18 protein-coding genes and 5 tRNA genes are annotated in these 20,633 nt (G+C 59.9%); 7 read left to right on the top strand and 16 right to left on the bottom strand.

Features of this window, described 5'->3' with window-relative positions:
* Positions 1-33 precede the first annotated feature (33 nt).
* Positions 34-678 carry a 3-isopropylmalate dehydratase small subunit gene (gene leuD, locus AB4N47_RS13790; RefSeq protein WP_024012386.1) on the bottom strand — a complete coding sequence of 215 codons (645 nt, stop codon included), beginning with the start codon at positions 676-678 and terminating at the stop codon, positions 34-36.
* A gap of 11 nt (positions 679-689) precedes the next feature.
* Positions 690-2,108 carry a 3-isopropylmalate dehydratase large subunit gene (gene leuC, locus AB4N47_RS13795; RefSeq protein ID WP_016773930.1) on the bottom strand — a complete coding sequence of 473 codons (1,419 nt, stop codon included), beginning with the start codon at positions 2,106-2,108 and terminating at the stop codon, positions 690-692.
* A gap of 139 nt (positions 2,109-2,247) precedes the next feature.
* Between leuC and AB4N47_RS13800 the strand changes: the two genes are divergently transcribed.
* Both AB4N47_RS13800 and AB4N47_RS13805 read left to right on the top strand, forming a co-directional pair.
* Positions 2,248-3,138 carry a LysR family transcriptional regulator gene (locus AB4N47_RS13800; RefSeq protein WP_024012384.1) on the top strand — a complete coding sequence of 297 codons (891 nt, stop codon included), beginning with the start codon at positions 2,248-2,250 and terminating at the stop codon, positions 3,136-3,138.
* A gap of 63 nt (positions 3,139-3,201) precedes the next feature.
* Entirely contained in the window at positions 3,202-6,480 is a 3,279-nt protein-coding gene (locus tag AB4N47_RS13805; protein WP_341637937.1) for a PAS domain S-box protein, read from the top strand.
* A 52-nt stretch (positions 6,481-6,532) separates the two neighbouring features.
* Here AB4N47_RS13805 and AB4N47_RS13810 read toward each other — a convergent pair whose 3' ends face one another.
* The 11 genes from AB4N47_RS13810 to uvrB all read right to left on the bottom strand — a co-directional run bounded on the left by AB4N47_RS13810 (position 6,533) and on the right by uvrB (position 14,778).
* Positions 6,533-6,976, bottom strand: a complete 444-nt coding sequence (locus AB4N47_RS13810) for an Hsp20 family protein (protein WP_039762036.1) — start codon at positions 6,974-6,976, stop codon at positions 6,533-6,535.
* A 118-nt stretch (positions 6,977-7,094) separates the two neighbouring features.
* Positions 7,095-8,054, bottom strand: a complete 960-nt coding sequence (locus AB4N47_RS13815; protein ID WP_341637938.1) for a tRNA dihydrouridine synthase — start codon at positions 8,052-8,054, stop codon at positions 7,095-7,097.
* Positions 8,055-8,228: 174 nt separating this feature from the next.
* Positions 8,229-8,672: an acyl-CoA thioesterase gene (locus AB4N47_RS13820; RefSeq protein ID WP_016773923.1), complete on the bottom strand. Its 444-nt coding sequence runs from the start codon at positions 8,670-8,672 to the stop codon at positions 8,229-8,231.
* Positions 8,673-8,718: 46 nt separating this feature from the next.
* The gene (locus tag AB4N47_RS13825; RefSeq protein WP_016773922.1) at positions 8,719-9,552 is read right to left on the bottom strand and encodes an alpha/beta fold hydrolase; all 834 of its coding nucleotides are present in this window, start codon (positions 9,550-9,552) and stop codon (positions 8,719-8,721) included.
* 30 nt (positions 9,553-9,582) lie between these two features.
* Positions 9,583-10,122 carry a TetR/AcrR family transcriptional regulator gene (locus AB4N47_RS13830; RefSeq protein WP_016773921.1) on the bottom strand — a complete coding sequence of 180 codons (540 nt, stop codon included), beginning with the start codon at positions 10,120-10,122 and terminating at the stop codon, positions 9,583-9,585.
* Positions 10,123-10,303: 181 nt separating this feature from the next.
* A tRNA-Glu gene (locus tag AB4N47_RS13835) sits at positions 10,304-10,379 on the bottom strand.
* Between the two features lie 80 nt (positions 10,380-10,459).
* A tRNA-Ala gene (locus tag AB4N47_RS13840) sits at positions 10,460-10,535 on the bottom strand.
* Positions 10,536-10,588: 53 nt separating this feature from the next.
* A tRNA-Glu gene (locus tag AB4N47_RS13845) sits at positions 10,589-10,664 on the bottom strand.
* 79 nt (positions 10,665-10,743) lie between these two features.
* Positions 10,744-10,819, bottom strand: a tRNA-Ala gene (locus AB4N47_RS13850).
* A gap of 245 nt (positions 10,820-11,064) precedes the next feature.
* Complete coding sequence (gltX, locus tag AB4N47_RS13855) at positions 11,065-12,546, bottom strand: glutamate--tRNA ligase (RefSeq protein WP_071171803.1); 1,482 nt, start codon at positions 12,544-12,546, stop codon at positions 11,065-11,067.
* A 216-nt stretch (positions 12,547-12,762) separates the two neighbouring features.
* Positions 12,763-14,778 (bottom strand): excinuclease ABC subunit UvrB, encoded by a 2,016-nt coding sequence (gene uvrB / locus AB4N47_RS13860; protein WP_024012378.1) that lies wholly within the window; start codon positions 14,776-14,778, stop codon positions 12,763-12,765.
* Between the two features lie 337 nt (positions 14,779-15,115).
* Here uvrB and AB4N47_RS13865 point away from each other — a divergent pair, with 337 nt between their 5' ends.
* Positions 15,116-16,312, top strand: a complete 1,197-nt coding sequence (locus AB4N47_RS13865; RefSeq protein ID WP_341637939.1) for an amino acid aminotransferase — start codon at positions 15,116-15,118, stop codon at positions 16,310-16,312.
* Between the two features lie 229 nt (positions 16,313-16,541).
* Entirely contained in the window at positions 16,542-16,742 is a 201-nt protein-coding gene (locus AB4N47_RS13870) for a hypothetical protein (protein WP_016773917.1), read from the top strand.
* Here AB4N47_RS13870 and AB4N47_RS13875 read toward each other — a convergent pair.
* Complete coding sequence (locus AB4N47_RS13875) at positions 16,739-16,969, bottom strand: hypothetical protein (protein WP_122700510.1); 231 nt, start codon at positions 16,967-16,969, stop codon at positions 16,739-16,741. The two genes, AB4N47_RS13870 and AB4N47_RS13875, sit on opposite strands and share 4 nt — an antisense overlap.
* Before the next feature lie 219 nt (positions 16,970-17,188).
* Between AB4N47_RS13875 and AB4N47_RS13880 the strand changes: the two genes are divergently transcribed.
* A tRNA-Asn gene (locus tag AB4N47_RS13880) sits at positions 17,189-17,264 on the top strand.
* A 112-nt stretch (positions 17,265-17,376) separates the two neighbouring features.
* Here AB4N47_RS13880 and AB4N47_RS13885 read toward each other — a convergent pair.
* Entirely contained in the window at positions 17,377-18,894 is a 1,518-nt protein-coding gene (locus AB4N47_RS13885) for a nucleobase:cation symporter-2 family protein (protein ID WP_460154252.1), read from the bottom strand.
* A gap of 252 nt (positions 18,895-19,146) precedes the next feature.
* Here AB4N47_RS13885 and AB4N47_RS13890 point away from each other — a divergent pair, with 252 nt between their 5' ends.
* Together AB4N47_RS13890 and AB4N47_RS13895 are read left to right on the top strand one after the other, a co-directional pair.
* Positions 19,147-19,431 carry a BrnT family toxin gene (locus tag AB4N47_RS13890; RefSeq protein ID WP_341637941.1) on the top strand — a complete coding sequence of 95 codons (285 nt, stop codon included), beginning with the start codon at positions 19,147-19,149 and terminating at the stop codon, positions 19,429-19,431.
* A gap of 3 nt (positions 19,432-19,434) precedes the next feature.
* Positions 19,435-19,770 carry a BrnA antitoxin family protein gene (locus AB4N47_RS13895; RefSeq protein ID WP_016773914.1) on the top strand — a complete coding sequence of 112 codons (336 nt, stop codon included), beginning with the start codon at positions 19,435-19,437 and terminating at the stop codon, positions 19,768-19,770.
* On the opposite strand, the gene AB4N47_RS13900 is transcribed toward AB4N47_RS13895, so the two are convergent.
* Entirely contained in the window at positions 19,767-20,600 is an 834-nt protein-coding gene (locus AB4N47_RS13900) for an arylamine N-acetyltransferase family protein (protein WP_341637942.1), read from the bottom strand. The two genes, AB4N47_RS13895 and AB4N47_RS13900, sit on opposite strands and share 4 nt — an antisense overlap.
* Between the last annotated feature and the right edge of the window lie 33 nt (positions 20,601-20,633).

Genomic DNA, 20,633 nt, shown 5'->3' on the forward strand with positions numbered 1-20,633 from the left:
GAAAAGGCCCGCCCTGACTACATCAATCCCGAATCAAGCGTCGCGAAACAACCACGGCTGGCTAACTCGATGCTTGGCCTCGAACGTCGCAATCGCATCGCCGTCCTGCAAGGTCAGACCGATATCGTCCAGACCATTGAGCAGGCAGTGCTTGCGAAACGCGTCGATCTCGAAGCTATACACCTTGCCATCCGGGCGGGTCACGGTCTGCGCTTGCAAGTCGATCTGCAATTGATAACCCGGCTCGGCTTCAACTTGCTTAAACAGTTCATCAACTTCTGCATCGCTGAGGATGATCGGCAGCAGGCCGTTCTTGAAACTGTTGTTGAAGAAGATGTCGGCGTAACTCGGCGCGATGATGCTGCGGAAACCGTACTCTTCCAGCGCCCACGGCGCGTGTTCACGGCTCGAGCCGCAGCCGAAGTTCTCGCGGGCGAGCAAAACGCTGGCGCCTTGATAACGCTCGGCGTTAAGCACGAAGTCCTTGTTCAGCGGGCGCTTGGAATTGTCCTGATACGGCTGGCCGACATCGAGGTAGCGCCACTCGTCGAACAGGTTCGGACCGAAACCGGTGCGCTTGATCGACTTCAAGAACTGCTTGGGAATGATCTGATCGGTGTCGACGTTGGCACGATCCAAAGGCGCGACAAGACCAGTGTGCTGGGTAAAAGCTTTCATGCTGCGCTCCTTTAAATCAATTCACGAACGTCGATGAAACGGCCGTTCACCGCTGCCGCCGCTGCCATGGCCGGGCTGACCAGGTGGGTACGGCCACCGGCACCCTGACGACCCTCGAAGTTACGGTTGGAAGTCGACGCACAATGCTCGCCGGACTCCAAACGGTCCGGGTTCATCGCCAGGCACATCGAGCAACCCGGCTCACGCCATTCGAAACCGGCTTCAAGGAAAATCTTGTCCAGGCCTTCGGCCTCAGCCTGAGCCTTCACCAGACCCGAGCCCGGCACGACGATCGCCTGCTTGATGGTCGAGGCGACCTTGCGGCCCTTGGCGATCACCGCAGCGGCGCGCAAGTCTTCGATGCGCGAGTTGGTGCAGGACCCGATGAACACGCGATCCAGCTGAATGTCAGTGATCGCCTGATTGGCGGTCAAACCCATGTATTTCAAGGCGCGGACGATCGAGTCGCGCTTGACCAGATCCATTTCCTTGGCCGGGTCCGGGACGTTCTGATCCACGGCCAAGACCATTTCAGGCGAAGTGCCCCAGCTGACTTGCGGCTTGATCTGCGCGGCGTCCAGCTCGACCACGGTATCGAATTTGGCATCGGCATCGGAAACCAGGTCTTTCCAGGCTTCGACGGCCATGTCCCACTGCTCGCCTTTCGGCGCGAATGGACGACCTTTGACGTAGTCGATGGTCTTCTGATCCGCCGCCACCAGGCCGACGCGGGCGCCGGCTTCGATGGACATGTTGCAGATGGTCATGCGGCCTTCAACGGACAGATCGCGGATCGCGCTGCCGGCAAATTCGATGGCGTGGCCGTTACCGCCGGCGGTGCCGATCTTGCCGATCACCGCAAGGACGATGTCCTTGGCGGTCACGCCGAACGGCAATTGGCCTTCGACGCGCACCAGCATGTTTTTCATTTTCTTGGCCACCAGGCACTGCGTGGCGAGGACGTGCTCGACCTCGGAGGTGCCGATGCCGTGGGCCAACGCACCGAATGCGCCGTGGGTCGAGGTGTGCGAGTCACCGCAGACCACGGTCATGCCCGGCAAGGTCGCGCCCTGCTCCGGACTGATCACGTGAACGATGCCCTGACGCACGTCGTTCATCTTGAATTCGACGATGCCGTATTCATCGCAGTTGTCGTCGAGGGTCTGCACCTGCAAACGCGAAACCTGATCGGCAATGGCTTCAATGCCGCCCTTGCGCTCCGGGGTGGTCGGTACGTTGTGGTCCGGGGTCGCAATGTTGGCATCGATGCGCCAAGGCTTGCGCCCGGCCAGACGCAAGCCTTCGAAAGCTTGCGGCGAAGTCACTTCGTGGATGATGTGACGATCGATGTAGATCAGCGCCGAGCCATCGTCGCGCTGCTTGACCAAATGCGAATCCCAGAGCTTGTCGTAGAGCGTTTTGCCGGCCATCAGACGGTTCCTCATCAGCTTGTTTCTATGCCCTGGGCTTATCAATAACCCTTTGGCTTGTGAGGCCGATCCTATGGGGTTAGATTAAATAACTCAAATTCATATTTTTTATGCTTTGGATAACCAACTGGAATGCGACATGGACTTGGCTAACCTCAACGCTTTTATTGCCATCGCCGAGACCGGCAGCTTCTCCGGCGCCGGCGAACGCCTTCATCTGACCCAACCGGCGATCAGCAAGCGCATCGCCGGTCTTGAGCAGCAATTGAAGGTGCGCCTGTTCGACCGCTTGGGCCGCGAAGTCGGCCTGACCGAGGCCGGGCGCGCCCTGTTGCCACGGGCTTATCAGATTCTCAATGTGCTCGACGACACCCGCCGTGCCCTGACCAACCTGACCGGCGAGGTCAGCGGTCGCCTGACGCTGGCCACCAGTCACCACATCGGCCTGCACCGCTTGCCGCCTCTATTAAGGGAGTTCACCCGCCGCTACCCACAGGTTGCGCTGGATATTCAGTTCCTTGATTCGGAAGTGGCCTACGAGGAAATTCTCCACGGCCGCGCAGAACTGGCGGTCATCACCCTCGCGCCAGAGCCGCATACCCTGGTCAAAGCCACGCCGGTGTGGGACGACCCGCTGGATTTCGTCGTCGCCCCGGAGCATTCGCTGATCAACAACGGTGCCGTCAGTCTGGCGGACATCGCCGGCCATCCGGCGGTTTTCCCCGGCGGCAACACCTTTACCCACCACATCGTCCAGCGTTTGTTCGAAGCCCAGGGCCTGACGCCGAACATCGCCATGAGCACCAACTACCTGGAAACCATCAAGATGATGGTCTCCATCGGCCTGGCCTGGAGTGTGCTGCCGCGCACCATGCTCGACGAACAAGTGGCAAGCATCGCATTGCCGGGCATACAGCTCACTCGCCAGCTAGGCTATATCTTGCACACCGAACGGACGCTATCGAATGCAGCACGCGCCTTCATGGCCCTGCTGGATGCACAAATCGATCGGCCAGGGATCCCGGCCTGACTTGTGCTACTCCTATAGAGCCGCTCCTGTGCCTAACGCCACTCAGCTCAAGGCCCGCTGACAATGCCGAAATCTGTTGACCGAACTCCGCCGATGCCCCGAATCCAGGCCGTCGATCCGCGCCATTCCGAGCAGAGCTGGGAAAGCGCGCCGCAATTGCTCGCCGCGCTCAACGGCGCGCGGCTCGGTGCCTGGTATTGGGACATCGAGCGTGGGCAGATCAGCTGGTCGCGGGGCACCCAGGCGTTGTTCGGTTTCGATCCACGGCAGCCGTTGCCCGCCGATTTGGAATACCTCGACCTGTTGCCGCCGGAAGACCGTGCGAAAACCGTGCGTGCTTTCCACGCGGTGATCGCCGGCGCGCCGCTGGAGCAGGCGATGCATCACCGCATCCGCTGGCCCGACGGCAGCCTGCACTGGCTGGAGATCAGCGGTAGCCTGCTGCCAGACAAGAACGGCCGGCCCCGAATGATCGGGGTGATTCGCGAAATCACCCACCAACGCCAGCGCGAGCAGGCCTTGAGCAGCTCGGAGAAACGTTTCGCTACACTTTTCCACCTATGCCCGAACATGGTTCTGCTGACCCGTCAGGATGATGGCCTGATCAGCGAGGCCAACCAGTATTTCGAAAGCCTGTTCGGCTGGCCGGTGCAAAGCGCAATCGGCCGCACCACCCTGGAACTGGGCTTGTGGGTGCATCCCGAGCAACGCGCCGAACTGGTGAAGAAAACCAAAGCCAAGGGCGAGCTGATCAGCATGGAAGTGCAGTTCCGCGCCAGCAATGGCCAGGTGCACGACGGCATCCTCAGCGCGCAGAAGGTCGAGCTCGAAGGCCAGCCCTATCTGCTCAGCACCTTCCTCGACACCACCGAACGCAAAGCCGCCGAACTGGCCTTGAAGGACAGCCAGGAACGCCTCGACCTGGCGCTGGATTCAGCGCAACTCGGCACCTGGGACTGGCACATCCCCAGCGGCATGCTTTACGGCTCGGCGCGCGCTGCGCAATTGCACGGGCTGGAGCCGATTCCATTCCATGAATCATTCGAGGAGTTTTTCGAAGGCGTGCCGGGCGAGGAACGCGACAGCATGCGCGACGCGTACCGCAGCCTGCGCGAAGGCCCCGCCGGCAATTATCAACTGACCTATCGCGTGCAATTGCCCGACGGCAGCTCGCGCTATCTGGAAAGCCGCGCGCGTCTCTATCGCGACGACAACGGCGCGCCGCTGCGCATGGCCGGTACGCTGCTGGACATCACCGATCAGGTCGAGCGCGAACAGCGGCTGGTGGCTTCAGAAGAGAAATTCGCCACGCTGTTTCAGGTCAGCCCCGATCCGATCTGCGTCACGCGCCAGGAAACCGGGGAATTCATCGAGATCAATTCCAGCTTCAGCCAGACCTTTGGCTGGAGCGCCGCCGATGTGATTGGCCACACCGCCGAGGAAATCGGCCTGTGGGACGCCTCGGCGAAAAGCCTGCAACGCATCGAACGGGTGATTCGCGAACAAGGCCTGAGCAACGTGGCCATTCTCGTCCAGCACAAGGACGGCCAGTCGCTGACCTGCGTGATTTCCAGCCGGCAGATCAGCGTCGGCGACCAGCCGTGCATCGTCACCACCCTGCGCGACATCACCCAGCAACAGCGCTCGGAAGCGGCGCTGAAGGCCAGCGAAGAAAAATTCGCCAAGGCGTTCCACTCCAGCCCCGACGCCATCACCATCACCGAGCGCGACACCGGGCGTTATCTGGAGGTCAACGACGGCTTCTGTCGCCTCACCGGCTACCGCGCCGACGAAGTGGTGGGCAAAACCGTTTATCAGGTGGGGATCTGGGCCGAAGAGAAACAGCGCTCGACCTTACTCGCCGAGTTGCAGATCAAGGGCCGCGTGCATCATCAGGAAATGCTCGGGCGCAACAAGCGCGGCGAATTGCTCACGGTGGAAGTCTCGGTCGAGCCGATCACCCTCAATGAAACCGCCTGCCTGCTGCTGACCGCGCGCGATGTCAGCCTGTTGAAGAACGCCGAAGCGCAGATTCGTCACCTGGCCTATCACGACCCGCTGACCAACCTGCCCAACCGCGCGCTGCTGATGGATCGCCTGAGCCAGCAGATCGCCCTGCTCAAGCGCCACAATCTGCGCGGCGCCTTGCTGTTTCTCGACCTTGATCACTTCAAGCACATCAACGATTCCCTCGGCCACCCGGTCGGCGACACCGTGCTGAAAATCATCACCGCGCGGCTCGAAGCCAGCGTGCGCATGGAAGACACGGTGGCGCGCCTCGGTGGCGACGAGTTTGTGGTGTTGCTCAGCGGCCTCGAAGGTTCGCGCAGTGACGTCAGCGAACAAGTGCGCGCGCTGGCCGACACCATTCGCGAATTGCTTTCGGAGCCGATGTTCCTCGATGGCCAGCGCCTGCAAGTGACGCCGAGCATTGGCGTCGCGCTGATCCCCGATCACGGTTCGACCCCGACCGACCTGCTCAAACGCGCCGACATCGCCCTGTACCGGGCCAAGGATTCCGGGCGCAACACCACGCAGATGTATCACAACACCATGCAGAAAGCGGCCAGCGAACGCCTGCGCATGGAGACCGACCTGCGTCTGGCGCTGTCACGCGGCGAGTTCAACGTGCACTTTCAGCCGCAAGTCGATGCCCGCGACAACCGCATCATTGGCGCCGAAGCCTTGGTGCGCTGGAACCATCCCGAACTCGGCGCGCAATCGCCCACCGAGTTCATCAAGGTACTGGAAGACAGCGGCCTGATTCTCGAAGTCGGCACGTGGATCCTCGATGAAGCCTGCAACGCCTTCAAACAGCTGATCGCGCTGAAACTGGTCGACCCGCTGAACTTCAGCCTGTGCGTGAACATCAGCCCCCGGCAGTTCCGCCAGAACGATTTCGTCGAACGCATCGAACACAGCATGACCAGCCACGGCCTGCCCTGCTCGCTGCTGAAACTGGAAATCACCGAAGGCATCGTCATCCAGAATCTGGAAGACACCATCAGCAAAATGCGCCGGCTGAAAAAGCTCGGCGTGAGCTTCGCCATGGATGATTTTGGCACCGGTTATTCGTCGCTGACTTATTTGAAGCGTCTGCCGGTAGACACCCTGAAGATCGACCAGTCGTTCATCCGCGATGCGACCACCGATTCCAATGTCGCGGAGATCATTCGCGCAATTGTCGCGATGGCCCGCAGCCTGGAATTGGAAGTGATTGCCGAAGGCGTGGAGACGCCAGCCCAACTGGCGTTTTTACAGGGCCTGGAATGCCATTTGTATCAGGGCTATCTGCACAGCCGGCCGGTGGGGTTGGAGGATCTGAAAATCCTGCTCGAATAGCGGACGCAAAAAAAGGGCGCCATCGCTGGCGCCCTTTTTTGTTGCCCTGGGGTTATTGCAGGACAGGCTGCTGCGCTCCATTGATCGGGATGCGCTTGGCTTTCGCTTCTTCCGGGATCACACGGAGCAGGTCGATGCTCAGCAGGCCGTTGCGCAGCGCAGCGTCCTTGATCTCGATGTGATCGGCCAGACGGAACGACAGCTTGAAGGCTCGCTGAGCGATGCCTTGATGCAAGAACGTGACGCTTTCGTCAGTGTCACGCTTGCCGCCACTGATGGTCAGCACACCCTTCTCGACTTGCAGGTCCAGGTCTTCTTCCTGGAAACCGGCGGCCGCAACGACGATACGGTATTGGTCATCACCGTGCTTTTCGACGTTGTAGGGTGGATAGCTGCTGCCTGGCTCGTTGCGCAGGGCGGTTTCGAACAGGTCGTTGAAACGGTCGAAACCTACCGAGGAACGGAACAGTGGCGCGAGAGAAAATGCAGTACTCATGATTCAAATCTCCTGAAAACAATCAGCAAGGTTTTGTGTCTCCGCGACCCGAATTCGGCATCGCGTGACCCTTAGATAGGGACCGCTGTTTTGATTTCAAGAGATTATTTTGAGATTTTTATGCGGCCTCGACGAGCGGCAATCCGAGCAAGCGCGAGACTTGATCCGGCTCGGTTTCACGGCGCAGAACGGTGAAAAGCTCGGCGGCTTCCGGGTAGTTGCGTGTCAGCATGGCCAACCATTGCTTGAGGCGACCGGGCGATTGCCGGGCGGTCATTTGCGCTTTGGCCTGCAGCCAGAAGTCCTGAATCAGCGGCATCAGCTCGGCCCAGGTCATCTCGACGACCTCTTCGCCAGCGCGAGCGGCGGCGATCTGCCGGGCAAGATCGGGGCGGGAGACCAGACCCCGACCGAGCATGATGTCTTCGACACCACTGATTTCGCGACAACGGCGCCAGTCTTCGACGCTCCAGATGTCGCCGTTGGCGAACACCGGCACCTTGACCACGTCCTGCACGCGCGGGATCCACTCCCAATGAGCCGGCGGTTTGTAGCCGTCCATTTTCGTCCGCGCATGTACGACGATGTGCTCTGCCCCGCCTTCGGCCAGCGCCGTGGCGCAGACCAGCGAACCGTCCGGGCTGTCGAAACCCAGGCGCATTTTCGCGGTGACCGAGATGTGCGCCGGTACGGCGCGACGGACATGCTCGACGATCTGGTTGAGCAGCTCCGGCTCCTTGAGCAGCACGGCGCCGCCGCGGGATTTGTTGACGGTCTTGGCCGGGCAGCCGAAGTTCAGATCGATCACTTCCGAGCCGAGCTCGCAGGCCAGCGCAGCGTTTTCCGCCAGGCACACCGGATCGGAACCGAGCAACTGCACGCGCAGCGGCACGCCGGACGCGGTGCGAGCGCCGTTGAGCAGCTCGGGGCCGAACTTGTGGAAGTACGCCGGGGTGAGCAACTGGTCGTTGACCCGAATGAATTCGGTCACGCACCAGTCGATGCCGCCAACGCGGGTCAGCACGTCGCGCAGGATGTCGTCGACCAACCCCTCCATGGGCGCCAGAGCAATTTGCATGGGGAAACACTACTTGAAGAAAAACGTGCGGCAGTTTACTGGATATCGCATAAATCCGCAGAACTACACATATCTCTGTGGGAGCGAGCCTGCTCGCGAAGACGGTCTGTCAGCTCATGCATGCGTGACTGACCTGACGCTTTCGCGAGCAGGCTTGCTCCCACAGGGTGAGATTTACATCGCCTCTGCAATCTGGATCGCCGGGCCATAGCCTTCGATAAATTCTGCCGGCATGCGCTTGGGCTTGCCGGTCGACAGTTCGATGCAGACAAACGTGGTCTGCGCGCGCAGCAGGGTGGCGTTGTCACTGGGGCGTTTGAGCTGAAAATGCCGGGTCATTTTCAGGCGCTGATCCCAGTCGACGATCCAGGTCGCCAGTTGCAGTTCATCGCCTTCATAGGCGGCGGCCAGGTAATCGATTTCGTGGCGAACAACGGCCATCGCCCGATCCAGCCGCCGGTATTCGACCAGGTCCAGTCCGAGGCGCTGCGAATGGCGCCAGGCGCAGCGCTCGAGCCAGGTCACGTACACCGCGTTATTGGCGTGCCCGAGCCCGTCGATGTCTTCGGCGCCTACTTGCAGATCAATGGTAAACGGCGTTGCCCGATCCCAGCCCATGCCCCACTCCCGGTCAAAGTATTCAACCGGGGCAGTGTAACGGAGCTCAGGCCGATTGGCGCGCCTGAAGGCTGCGACCGGCGAGCAGTGATAACACACCATCAATCACTCGAGGGTCGGCCAGCACCCGCTGATGGCCGCCGCTTTCCAGGCGCAGCAGGCGGCTGTCGAACCAGGCTTCGTGAATCAATTGCGATTCTTTGACCGATACAAAATTGTCGTCCTCGGCATGCACGATCAAACCGGGCATATCCAGTTGATAGTGAGCCACGTCGAGCGTCGCGGCGCGCATGCCGACGTCCTGCTCGACCTGGCGGATAAATGCCGAACGCGCGCGCGGCGGCATGCCGACCATGCGCGCAAAACCGCGCAGCACGCCGAGAATCCGCGACGGTGCGGCGATGCTGACCAGAGTTTCGGTGCGCAGGCCCAATTGCACGGCGAGCATCGCGCTGGCGCCGCCCATGGAATGGCCGATAACCGCTTGCAGCGGCGGCAATTCGGCAGCGGCTTCCAGCATGGCGCGGGCGAACAGCACTACATTGGCTTCTCGCCCAGGGGAGCGACCGTGGGCCGGACCGTCGAGCGCGACGACGGTATAGCCGGCATCGACCAGCGCATTGATCAGCGAGGCGAATTGCGTTGGCCGCCCTTCCCAACCATGCATCAGCAGCACCGTAGGGCCTTGGCCCCAGCGCAGCGCCGACAGGCCGAAGCGCAACGTGATGCGTTCGGAGCTGGCCAACAGCGGCAGCTCCCAATCCCGCAGCGGTAGCGCGCGGGGCGTCATGAATGCCAGACGCATTTTGCTCGCCACCAGCTTCGGTGCAAACCAGCCCAAGGTACCGTTAACGCCACGAACCCACTTCAACGCGTTCATCGCACTCTCCTCAGGCTTGTTGCCTTCAGGTCAACGCACCGCCGACTTGGCGGCGCGCAGCAATCGATCGGATAACTCTCCCGGACCCAGCGCCCTGGCCAAGGCCAGACCACCGACCATCAACGCGACATCGGCCAAAGCCTTGTCGGTGTCTTCAGGGCTGGCGGCCAGTTGCGCGACCATCAGCTCAAGATGCTCGTTCAGCGCGATGCGGAACGACTCCGGCAAACGCCCCAATTCGCCAATCGAGGCCGGAATCGGGCATGCGGCTTCGCTGGAATCCCGGTGTTTGCGTGACAGGTAGAACGCAGCCACCAAAGCGCGACGCTCTTCGCCGGTCAGATCGGCGTCCATGTCGGCAATCAGGTCGCGACGGCGGCCCAGCAGTTGCTTGAACGCTTCGAGCATCATCGCGTCCTTGCTTTCGAAGTGGGCGTAGAAGCCGCCGACGGTCAGGCCGGCGGCGCCCATCACTTCGCCCACGCTCGGGTCTGCCGGGCCGCGCTGAATCAATGCGGCGCTGGCAGCCTTGAGGATGCGTTCGCGGGTTTGAGCTTTTTTATCGTTCATCGTTGCCTCCGAATATTACGACTAGAATATTATTCGCATAATAATATTCCGCAAGTCATGGATATGACCGCTGGTCTGAAGCACAGTGTAGGAAAAAGGAGAGTTGGCCAAACGCCAGACAAACAAAAGGGCCATTCAATAATTGAATGACCCTTATAAAATCCCGCAGAGCGGGTAATCGTGGCGTCCCCTAGGGGACTCGAACCCCTGTTACCGCCGTGAAAGGGCGGTGTCCTAGGCCACTAGACGAAGGGGACACAAACCCTTCTATACAACTGATCAGTGCTGAGAGCTGATCGATTCAAGGCCGGTGTGGCCAGACCTTGAACTGTAAAATTGGTGGAGCTAAGCGGGATCGAACCGCTGACCTCCTGCATGCCATGCAGGCGCTCTCCCAGCTGAGCTATAGCCCCGGATTTTTCGCCTCGCGGCGGAGTGATCTCTTGCAACATCACTTCTGTAAAACTGGCGTCCCCTAGGGGACTCGAACCCCTGTTACCGCCGTGAAAGGGCGGTGTCCTAGGCCACTAGACGAAGGGGACGCAAACCCTTCTATACAACTGATCAACGCTGAGTGTTGATCGCTTCAAGGCCGGTGTGGCCAGACCTCGAAGTGTAAATTGGTGGAGCTAGACGGGATCGAACCGTCGACCTCTTGCATGCCATGCAAGCGCTCTCCCAGCTGAGCTATAGCCCCTCATCGCTGAGGACGGGGCGAATCTTAAGGGCGTATCGAAAGCCTGTCAAACTTATTTTTGAAAAATTTCAAAATTTTTTGCCGGGATAACAATCACTTACCGCCCTCCCCCGTAAAACTGGGCGGTTTGCAACGCGGGCAGACCTGTAGGAGCTGGCGCAGCCTGCGATCTTTTGACTTTGCCTTTTGGAAACAAGATCAAAAGATCGCAGCCTGCGGCAGCTCCTACAAAGAAGCAGAAGCAATCAGGCGATGGCGCCCAAGAGCTTTTCCCACTCTTTGTTTTCTTTCTTCGACACGCCGCCCAGCAGGTCAATCGCCTGTCGCAGGCGGAAACGGGTGAGATCCGGGCCAAGGATTTCCATCGCATCGAGCACCGACACCGAACTGGCCTGCCCAGTGATCGCAGCAAACATCAGCGGCATCGCGTCGCGCAGTTTCAGCTCGAGGGATTCGACCACCGCCTGGATCGTCGCAGTGATGCTGTCCTTCTCCCACTGACGCAGACTTTCCAGTTTCCACAGGATCAACTGCATCAACTGGCGAACTTGATCGCCGGAGAGCTTTTTCGACTCGAACAGCTTGGCGTCCGGATTAACGCCGCCGGCAAAGAAGAACCCCGCCAGCGGTGCAACCTGGCTGAACGTTTCAACCCGGCCCTGCACGTGCGGCGCGATCTTCATCATGTAGTCGGAATTGAACGCCCACTTCTGCACGCGGGCGGCAAACTCTTCGACCGGCAGATCGCGCAGCCACTGGCCGTTGAGCCACGACAGCTTCTCGATGTCGAAAATCGGCCCGCCGAGGGAGACACGCTTGAGGTCGAAGTTGTCGACCATTTCCTGCAGGGAGAACTTCTCGCGCTCGTCCGGCATCGACCAACCCATGCGGCCGAGGTAGTTGAGCATCGCTTCCGGCATGAAGCCCATGCGCTCGTAGAACGTCACCGAGGTCGGGTTCTTGCGCTTGGACAGCTTGCTCTTGTCCGGGTTACGCAGCAGCGGCATGTAGCACAGCTCTGGTTGTTCCCAGCCGAAGTATTCGTACAGCAAAATCAGTTTCGGTGCCGATGGCAGCCATTCTTCGCCACGCAGCACGTGGGTGATGCCCATCAGGTGATCGTCGACGACGTTGGCGAGGAAGTACGTCGGCAGGCCATCGGTCTTCATCAACACCTGCATGTCCATACGATCCCACGGGATCTCGACGTCGCCACGGAGCATGTCCGGCACCACGCAGACGCCTTCGCTCGGCACCTTCATGCGAATCACGTGCGGTTCGCCAGCAGCCAGGCGCGCCGCGACTTCTTCCTTCGACAGCAGCAGTGCGCGGCCGTCGTAACGTGGGGTTTCGCCGCGAGCCATTTGCTCGGCGCGCATCTGATCGAGTTCTTCAGCAGTGCAGAAGCACGGGAACGCATGGCCCATGTCGACCAGTTGCTGGCAGTACTTCTGGTAGATATCGCCGCGCTCGCTCTGCCGATATGGGCCGTGCGGGCCGCCGACGTCCGGGCCTTCGCTCCAGTCGATACCGAGCCAGCGCAGGGCGTCGAAGATCTGCTGTTCGGACTCGCGGGTCGAACGCAACTGATCGGTGTCTTCGATGCGCAGGATGAACTCACCGCCATGCTGCTTGGCAAAGCAGTAGTTGAACAATGCGATGTAAGCGGTACCTACGTGGGGGTCCCCGGTAGGCGATGGCGCGATGCGAGTGCGGACGGTGGTCATGGCTTGTCTCGAAAAAATGAAGAGCAGAACAATCAAGCGGCGAATGGTAACAGGCGACACCCGCCCCGCTCCAGCGGGCAGGGTATTTAAGCCAGATGCCCTAAGCCCTTCAGATGGTGTGAAGGCCATTCGCGAGCAGGCTCGCTCCCACAGGGGTTTGCAATTGCTTTGTGGGAGCGTGGCTGCTCGCGAAGAGGCCCGGCAAGGCGATGAAGATCAAACGGTGAGAAGCCGTTCGCGCAGTTTGGCAATCTCGTCACGCATCTGCGCCGCCGCTTCAAACTCCAGATCCCGCGCCAATTGGTACATCTTCTCTTCCAGCGCGCGGATGCGTTTGGTGATTTCGCTTGGCGAGCGCAACTCGGCTTCGTACTTGGCGTTCTCTTCGGCGGCCTTGGCCATGCCTTTGCGCTTCTTGCTGCGCGAACCGGGCACGGTGGCGCCTTCCATGATGTCGGCGACGTCCTTGATCACACCTTTCGGGGTAATGCCGTTCTCAAGGTTGAAGGCGATCTGCTTCTCGCGACGGCGCTCGGTCTCGCCAATCGCCCGCTCCATCGATCCGGTCATGCGATCGGCGTAGAGAATCGCCCGGCCATTGAGGTTACGTGCTGCGCGGCCGATGGTCTGGATCAGCGAGCGCTCGGAACGCAGGAAGCCTTCCTTGTCAGCATCGAGAATCGCCACCAGCGACACTTCCGGCATGTCGAGGCCTTCACGCAGCAGGTTGATCCCGACCAGCACATCGAACACGCCGAGGCGCAAATCGCGGATGATCTCGACGCGCTCGACGGTGTCGATGTCCGAGTGCAGATAGCGCACGCGCACGCCGTGGTCGGCGAGGTAATCGGTCAGGTCTTCGGCCATGCGCTTGGTCAGCGTGGTGACCAGCACACGTTCTTCGATCGCCACACGCTTGGTGATTTCCGAGAGCAAGTCATCGACCTGGGTCAGCGCCGGCCGCACTTCAACCTGCGGGTCGACCAGGCCGGTCGGCCGCACCACCTGCTCAACCACCCGCCCGGCGTGCTCGGCTTCGTAGTTTCCGGGCGTTGCCGAGACGAAAATGGTCTGCGGGCTGACCCCTTCCCACTCGTCGAAACGCATGGGCCGGTTGTCCAGCGCCGAAGGCAGGCGGAAGCCGTACTCGACCAGCGTCTCTTTACGCGAACGGTCGCCCTTATACATCGCGCCGACCTGCGGCACGCTGACGTGGGATTCGTCGATCACCAGCAAGGCGTCGGCAGGCAGATAGTCGTAAAGGGTGGGCGGCGCCGCGCCGGCCGGACGCCCGGAAAGGTAGCGCGAGTAGTTTTCGATGCCGTTGCAATAGCCCAGTTCGAGGATCATTTCCAGGTCGAAACGGGTGCGCTGTTCCAGACGCTGGGCTTCCACCAGTTTGTTGTTGCTGCGCAGGTATTCGAGGCGCTCCTGCAATTCGACCTTGATGCCTTCGATAGCATCGAGCAGGGTTTCCCGAGGCGTCACGTAGTGGCTCTTCGGATAGAAAGTGAAGCGCGGCATCTTGCGGATGACTTCGCCGGTCAGCGGATCAAACGCGGAAATGCTCTCGACCTCGTCATCGAACAGCTCGATGCGGATCGCTTCGAGGTCGGATTCCGCCGGGAAGATATCGATGACGTCGCCGCGCACGCGGAACGTCGCCCGGGCGAAATCCATGTCGTTGCGGGTGTATTGCAGGTCGGCCAGGCGCCGCAGCAGCGCACGCTGATCAAGCTTGTCGCCGCGATCAACGTGCAAGACCATTTTCAGATAGGTTTCCGGACTGCCCAGACCATAGATGCACGACACCGTGGTGACGATGATCGCGTCCTTGCGCTCGAGCAACGCCTTGGTCGCAGATAGCCGCATCTGCTCGATGTGGTCGTTGATCGAGGCATCCTTCTCGATGAAGGTGTCGGACGACGGCACATAGGCTTCGGGCTGGTAGTAGTCGTAATAGGAAACGAAGTATTCAACGGCGTTGTTGGGGAAGAACGCCTTGAACTCCCCGTACAACTGCGCGGCCAGGGTCTTGTTCGGCGCCAGTACGAGCGTCGGCCGCTGGACCTGGGAGATGACGTTGGCGATGCTGAAGGTCTTGCCCGAACCGGTCACACCGAGCAATGTCTGGTGCGCCAGCCCGGCGTCAATGCCCTCAACCAACTGGCGAATGGCTTCCGGCTGATCGCCGGCAGGCTCGAAGCGGGTGACTAGCTGGAATTCCGACATACACACCTCTGGAATCGCGGCGTTCCGCGTCAGACGGAGCACCACGAGGACGACCGCAAACGACCGATGTCGCGCAAGAAAAAACCTGGATTGTGCTGAATGTGGTGGCGATTGCCTGACCTTTCAAGGCAAACGTCCTACATCCGGTAAAGAGTCTGACAAAGTCAATCGACTAACGGTCAAGAAATAATCGGAAAAACTTACCCTAAAAGCCGATTCGCCTGTCGCCATTGCGCGGTGATGGCCTCTATACTAGCTCCCCGTTTGTGCACCGCTCTAGTGCATTCGGCTGGAGCGCGACACGTCCCTCCACTCTCCATTCAGAGCCGCCGTAATAATGAGCCTGTTCTCCGCTGTCGAAATGGCACCCCGCGATCCAATCCTGGGCCTCAACGAAGCATTCAACGCCGATACCCGGACCACCAAGGTCAACCTGGGCGTGGGCGTGTACTGCAACGAAGAGGGGCGAATTCCACTGCTGCGTGCGGTGATCGAAGCCGAGACGATTCGCGTCGCGCAACACGCTTCGCGCGGTTACCTGCCGATCGATGGCATCGCTGCCTACGATCAGGCCGTGCAGAAACTGCTGTTCGGCAACGACTCGGCGCTGATCAGCGCCGGTCGCGTCATCACCACTCAGGCGGTCGGCGGGACTGGCGCACTGAAAATCGGTGCCGACTTCCTCAAGCAACTGCTGCCGAACGCTGTCGTGGCGATCAGCGATCCGAGCTGGGAAAACCACCGCGCACTGTTCGAAACCGCTGGTTTCCCGGTGCAGAACTACCGTTACTACGACGCTGCCACCCACGACGTGAACCGTGCCGGCATGCTCGACGACCTCAACGCCCTGCCGAACGGCTCGATCGTTGTCCTGCATGCTTGCTGCCACAACCCGACCGGCGTCGACCTGACCCCGGCGGACTGGAACAAGGTGCTGGAAGTGGTCAAGGCCAAAGGTCACGTGCCGTTCCTCGACATGGCTTACCAGGGTTTTGGCGACGGCATCGACGAAGACGCCGCCGCTGTGCGCCTGTTCGCCGAATCCGGCCTGACCTTTTTCGTCTCGAGCTCGTTCTCCAAATCGTTCTCGCTATACGGCGAACGCGTTGGCGCACTGTCGATCATCAGCGAATCGAAAGAAGAAAGCGCGCGCGTGCTGTCGCAGGTCAAGCGCGTGATCCGCACCAACTACTCCAACCCGCCGACCCACGGCGCCAGCATCGTAGCTGCGGTGCTGAACAGCCCGGAACTGCGCGCGCAGTGGGAAGCCGAGCTGGCCGAGATGCGTCTGCGTATTCGCGGCATGCGCGAGCAGATGGTTGCCCTGCTGGCGGAAAAAGCCCCGGGCCGCGATTTCAGCTTCGTTGGTCGTCAGCGCGGCATGTTCTCCTACTCCGGCCTGACCACTGAACAAGTGCACCGCCTGCGTAACGAGTTCGGCATCTACGCCCTGGACACCGGCCGCATCTGCGTGGCTGCGCTGAACCAGAGCAACATCAAGGCTGTGACGGACGCGATCGTTCAGGTCATCTGATTTCGGCGAGTGATGAAAAACGGGAAGCCTTTTGGGCTTCCCGTTTTTATTTGTCTCTGGAAACGCCTTGCAACCTCTAGACTGCACACAATTCAAAGTGTAGGAGCTGACGAGTGCAACGAGGCTGCGATCTTTTGATCTTGTTTCTAAGATCAAGATCAAAAGATCGCAGCGTTCCGCAGCTCCTACCGGTTTTGTGTACACCCGAGATTTTTTAAAGAGAACCCACATGAAAAACGACAACCTGCGCGCCGACCGTGACGACCTGGATGATTTCATCCCGCGCGCTCCGGCCAAGCGTGAAAAGAGCCTGGTGCTGCAAGTCGCCACCGGGGTATTCCTCGGTGGCCTGGCCCTGTGGCTGGTGCAACTGGCGGCGACGGCGGCCTATGCCAAGCTGATGCTCGGCACGATTACCTTCGGCAGTTAAGCCAGCTCGGCCGAGCGTTGAGTGGCAGCATCGTCGTAAATCACATACAGCGATTCGGCGACCTGGCTCTTGATGGCCTTGCTGCTTTCTAGACCAAGGACGAAACCTTCAGCCTTGCCGCCAGCGCGGTTCAATTCTTCGGCGGTACTGGCGCCGGCGATTGCATCGAAGAGTTTTTCGGCGTGCGGGCCGATCCCTTTGGGCAGGCTGATCTGTGCGGTGCTCATGCGAGCACCTCGGTGTTGCGGGAGATTTGAGTCATGGCGCGTACCTTTGCGGCGAATGGCCGGTAGCGCGTGTGACCACTTCCGGGCTGCCATGGTAGACCTCTGAGGCCTTCCTGGTAACCGCCAATCGCTGACAAAATGCCGTCCGTCCCCATGAATCGCAAAAATTGCCAGGCTATGCTTGACTTCTCTTTTTGAATCAGTAACATACGCACCAATTCCGCAATAGCTCAGTTGGTAGAGCAAGTGACTGTTAATCACTGGGTCCCTGGTTCGAGTCCAGGTTGTGGAGCCAAATAGCAAAGCCCCTGAATCGCAAGGTTCAGGGGCTTTTTTGTGGGCACACGAAAAATACAAAAAGGCCGATCTGTTGGGCAGATCGGCCTTTTCCGTTTCAGACGCAGCGGTCAGACATGTTCGCTGCTTTTCACCTGCACCTTCGGCGCGCCATGGCCATGGTCATCTGGCTCGATCACCGGCACTTCCTTGCCATCGCAATCATGCAGCTTGCCGTCGCTGAAGTAATCGCCTTCACGCAGCGCGGCGAGATCGCGATAACGCAGAGTGCGCTCTTCGGCTGCGGCGAACACCGACTGTTGATCCGAATTGCCGGTCGTGAAGTGGTTGAACGCCAGGTTGAGCAGGATCGCCATGATTGCCGACGAACTGATGCCCGAATGGAAAATCGTCGCGAACCAGCTTGGGAAGTGATCGTAAAAGTTCGGCGCGGCGATCGGAATCATGCCGAAACCGATCGAGGTGGCAACGATGATCAGGTTGACGTTGTTGCGGTAGTCCACCTTTGACAACGTGCGGATGCCACTCGCGGCCACCGTGCCGAACAGCACGATACCGGCGCCGCCAAGTACCGAAGTCGGCACGGCGGCAATCACCCGCCCCATGAACGGCAGCAGGCCAAGCACGACAAGGAACAGACCACCGGTGGCCACCACAAAACGGCTCTTGATCCCGGTCACCGCCACCAGGCCGACGTTTTGCGCGAAAGCACTTTGCGTAAACGATCCGAAGATCGGCGCGAACATGCTCGACAGCATGTCGGCACGCAGGCCGTTACCCAAGCGTTTGGAATCCACCTTGGTGTCAATGATCTCGCCCACGGCGAGGATGTCCGCCGAGGTTTCCACCAGCGTCACCATGACCACAATGCACATCGACAGGATCGCAGCGAAGTGGAAGATCGGCATACCGAAGTGGAACGGTGTCGGGAAGCCGAACATGGGACCGGTGGTGACACTGGAGAAATCCGCCATGCCGAGGAACACCGCCAGCACCGTGCCGATGACCATGGCCAGCAAAATCGACAGCCGAGAAATGGTCGCGCTGCCAACCTTGCTCAGCAGCAACACCAGCACCAGCGTGACCGCCGCCAGACCGATGTTCTGCATGCTGCCGAAGTCCGGCGCGTGGCTGTTGCCGCCCATCGCCCAGCGTGCGGCCACCGGCATCAGCGTCAGGCCGATGGTGGTGATCACAATGCCGGTGACCAGCGGCGGAAAGAACTTGGTGATGCGAGAGAAAACCGGCGTGATCAGCAAGCCGATCAACGAGGCGGCAATCACCGCACCCAGCACCGATTGGAAACCGCCCTCCCCGCCGCTGCTGACGATCGCAACCATGGTCGCCACGCCGGAGAACGATACGCCCTGGACCAGCGGCAGCTGACAGCCAAAAAACGGTAGACCCAGGGTTTGCAGCAACGTCGCCAGCCCCCCCGCAAACAATGAAGCAGCAATCAACAGACCAATGTCCGCCGGCGACAGTCCGGCCGCTTGGCCAATGATCAGTGGCACCGCAACGATACCGCCGTACATGGTCAGAACATGTTGCAGGCCGTAAGCCATATTCGCGCCGACCCCGAGGTTTTCGTCCTCGGGCCGTTGGTGTGAAACATGGGGCGTTTTCATGGTGGGGGGTTCCCTGGTTTTTGTTATGCGCACACTGTATTCAATACTCAGGACAAATGTCCATAGAGTTGTATACAACTTGTCAGTCACATAATGGTTAGGTAGCCATCCAACCTTCTAGCCTGCGCTTCTTCCTCCAACAAATCCGGCAACACATCCCCGCTGCGTCTGCGCTCGTGCCCACTAGGCTGAAGTGTTCATGGCGACCGACGGTGTGGTCGCGCTCTTTTTTATACATATAAAGTATGCATAATGAAGTCATTCAAGATTCAGTACGACAAAAGCAAAAACGCAGCCAACAAACTCAAGCACAAAGGCATCAGCCTCGCCGAAGCCGAACCGGTTTTCCATGACGAACGCGCACTGACACTTGAGGACAACGACCATGACGAACAACGCTGGATCACCCTCGGCCTCGATGCCAAAGGTCGAGTGCTTGCCGTTGCTTACAGCTACCGCGAAGCCAATGTTGTTCGAATCATTTCCGCACGTCTCGCCACACCCAGCGAACGGCGCGCGTATTTTCAGGAGCCTTGAACGATGAAAGACGAATATGACTTTTCCGCAGGTAAACGCGGCGCAGTAGCGCCGAGCAAGGGCAAGACCCGCATCACTATCATGCTTGATGACGCGGTGATCGAAGCGGCGCGTACCGCCGCGGAAACCGAGGGCTTTGGCTACCAGACTGTGATCAACAACACCCTGCGCCATGCTCTGCTTGATGGCCCACGCCAGCAGGGAAGCGCTGACGATTCAGGTCTGACGGGGCAATTCAAGAAAGGCATCACCGCCACCGATCTCAAGAGTCTCGAGCGAAAGCTGTCAGCGGCCATCGGCGAAATCCGTCGCGTATTGGAGCCTGATGTAAAGCCTTAGATGGAGGCTGGTGCGATTACCCGAGCCAGCGCTTGCCGCACTCGCGGTGACTCAGGCACCTGAAGGTCGAACTCTCGCTGCATCAAGCCAATCAGCTCACCGACATCCACCACGTCGCGCCGTTCACTGTCCGATCCAATGTGATGCACCGCAAAGCTGCCGTTGTTCAGCGTCTTCCGCCAGCCATCGCCGGTGCGTGCGACCATCAGGCGCTGGGCGAAAGGTGATTCTGGGTGAGTAGAGACGTACCAGTTGCCGACGGTGTAATCGATGTCTTCCTGGCGTTGCAGATCAAACAGGTACATCGGCCGCCACTCGGCTGCGACCTTGGCGCGCAGCAGGTAGCCATCTGCTTGCTTGTCGATGCGGTAAGGTTCGTGCGGGGTGGGTTGCTCATCTTCGCTGTCGAGCAACAGCGGCGCGGTGGGCACCATGCCGCCGAAGCCGACATCGGTGATGTAACGCACTCCGTCGATGGTCACCAGACTCAAACGATGGGTTCGCGCCGTCCAGCTGCCTTCCGGTTGATTCATCACCACGCGCCCGCTGATCGCCCGTGCGTCGAAGCCCAATTCAAGCAGCAGCGCATAGAACAAATGATTGAGCTCATAGCAGTAGCCGCCCCGCCCCTGCTGCAACACCTTGTCTTCGATGGAGACCAAGTCGATCAACACCGGCTCTGCACTGATCGTCGCCAGATTTTCGAAAACAAACTGAGCGGTGTGGCGCAGTTGCAACTGATGCAACGTATCCAGTGTCGGTGGCGGCGGCGCATCGAAACCCAGACGTTGCAGGTACAGATTGGTATTGGTCAGCCGTGGTGCACTCATTGCTCGATCCTTATGCATGGGCCGCAGAACACT

Source organism: Pseudomonas sp. S3_G06, assembly GCF_054667565.1.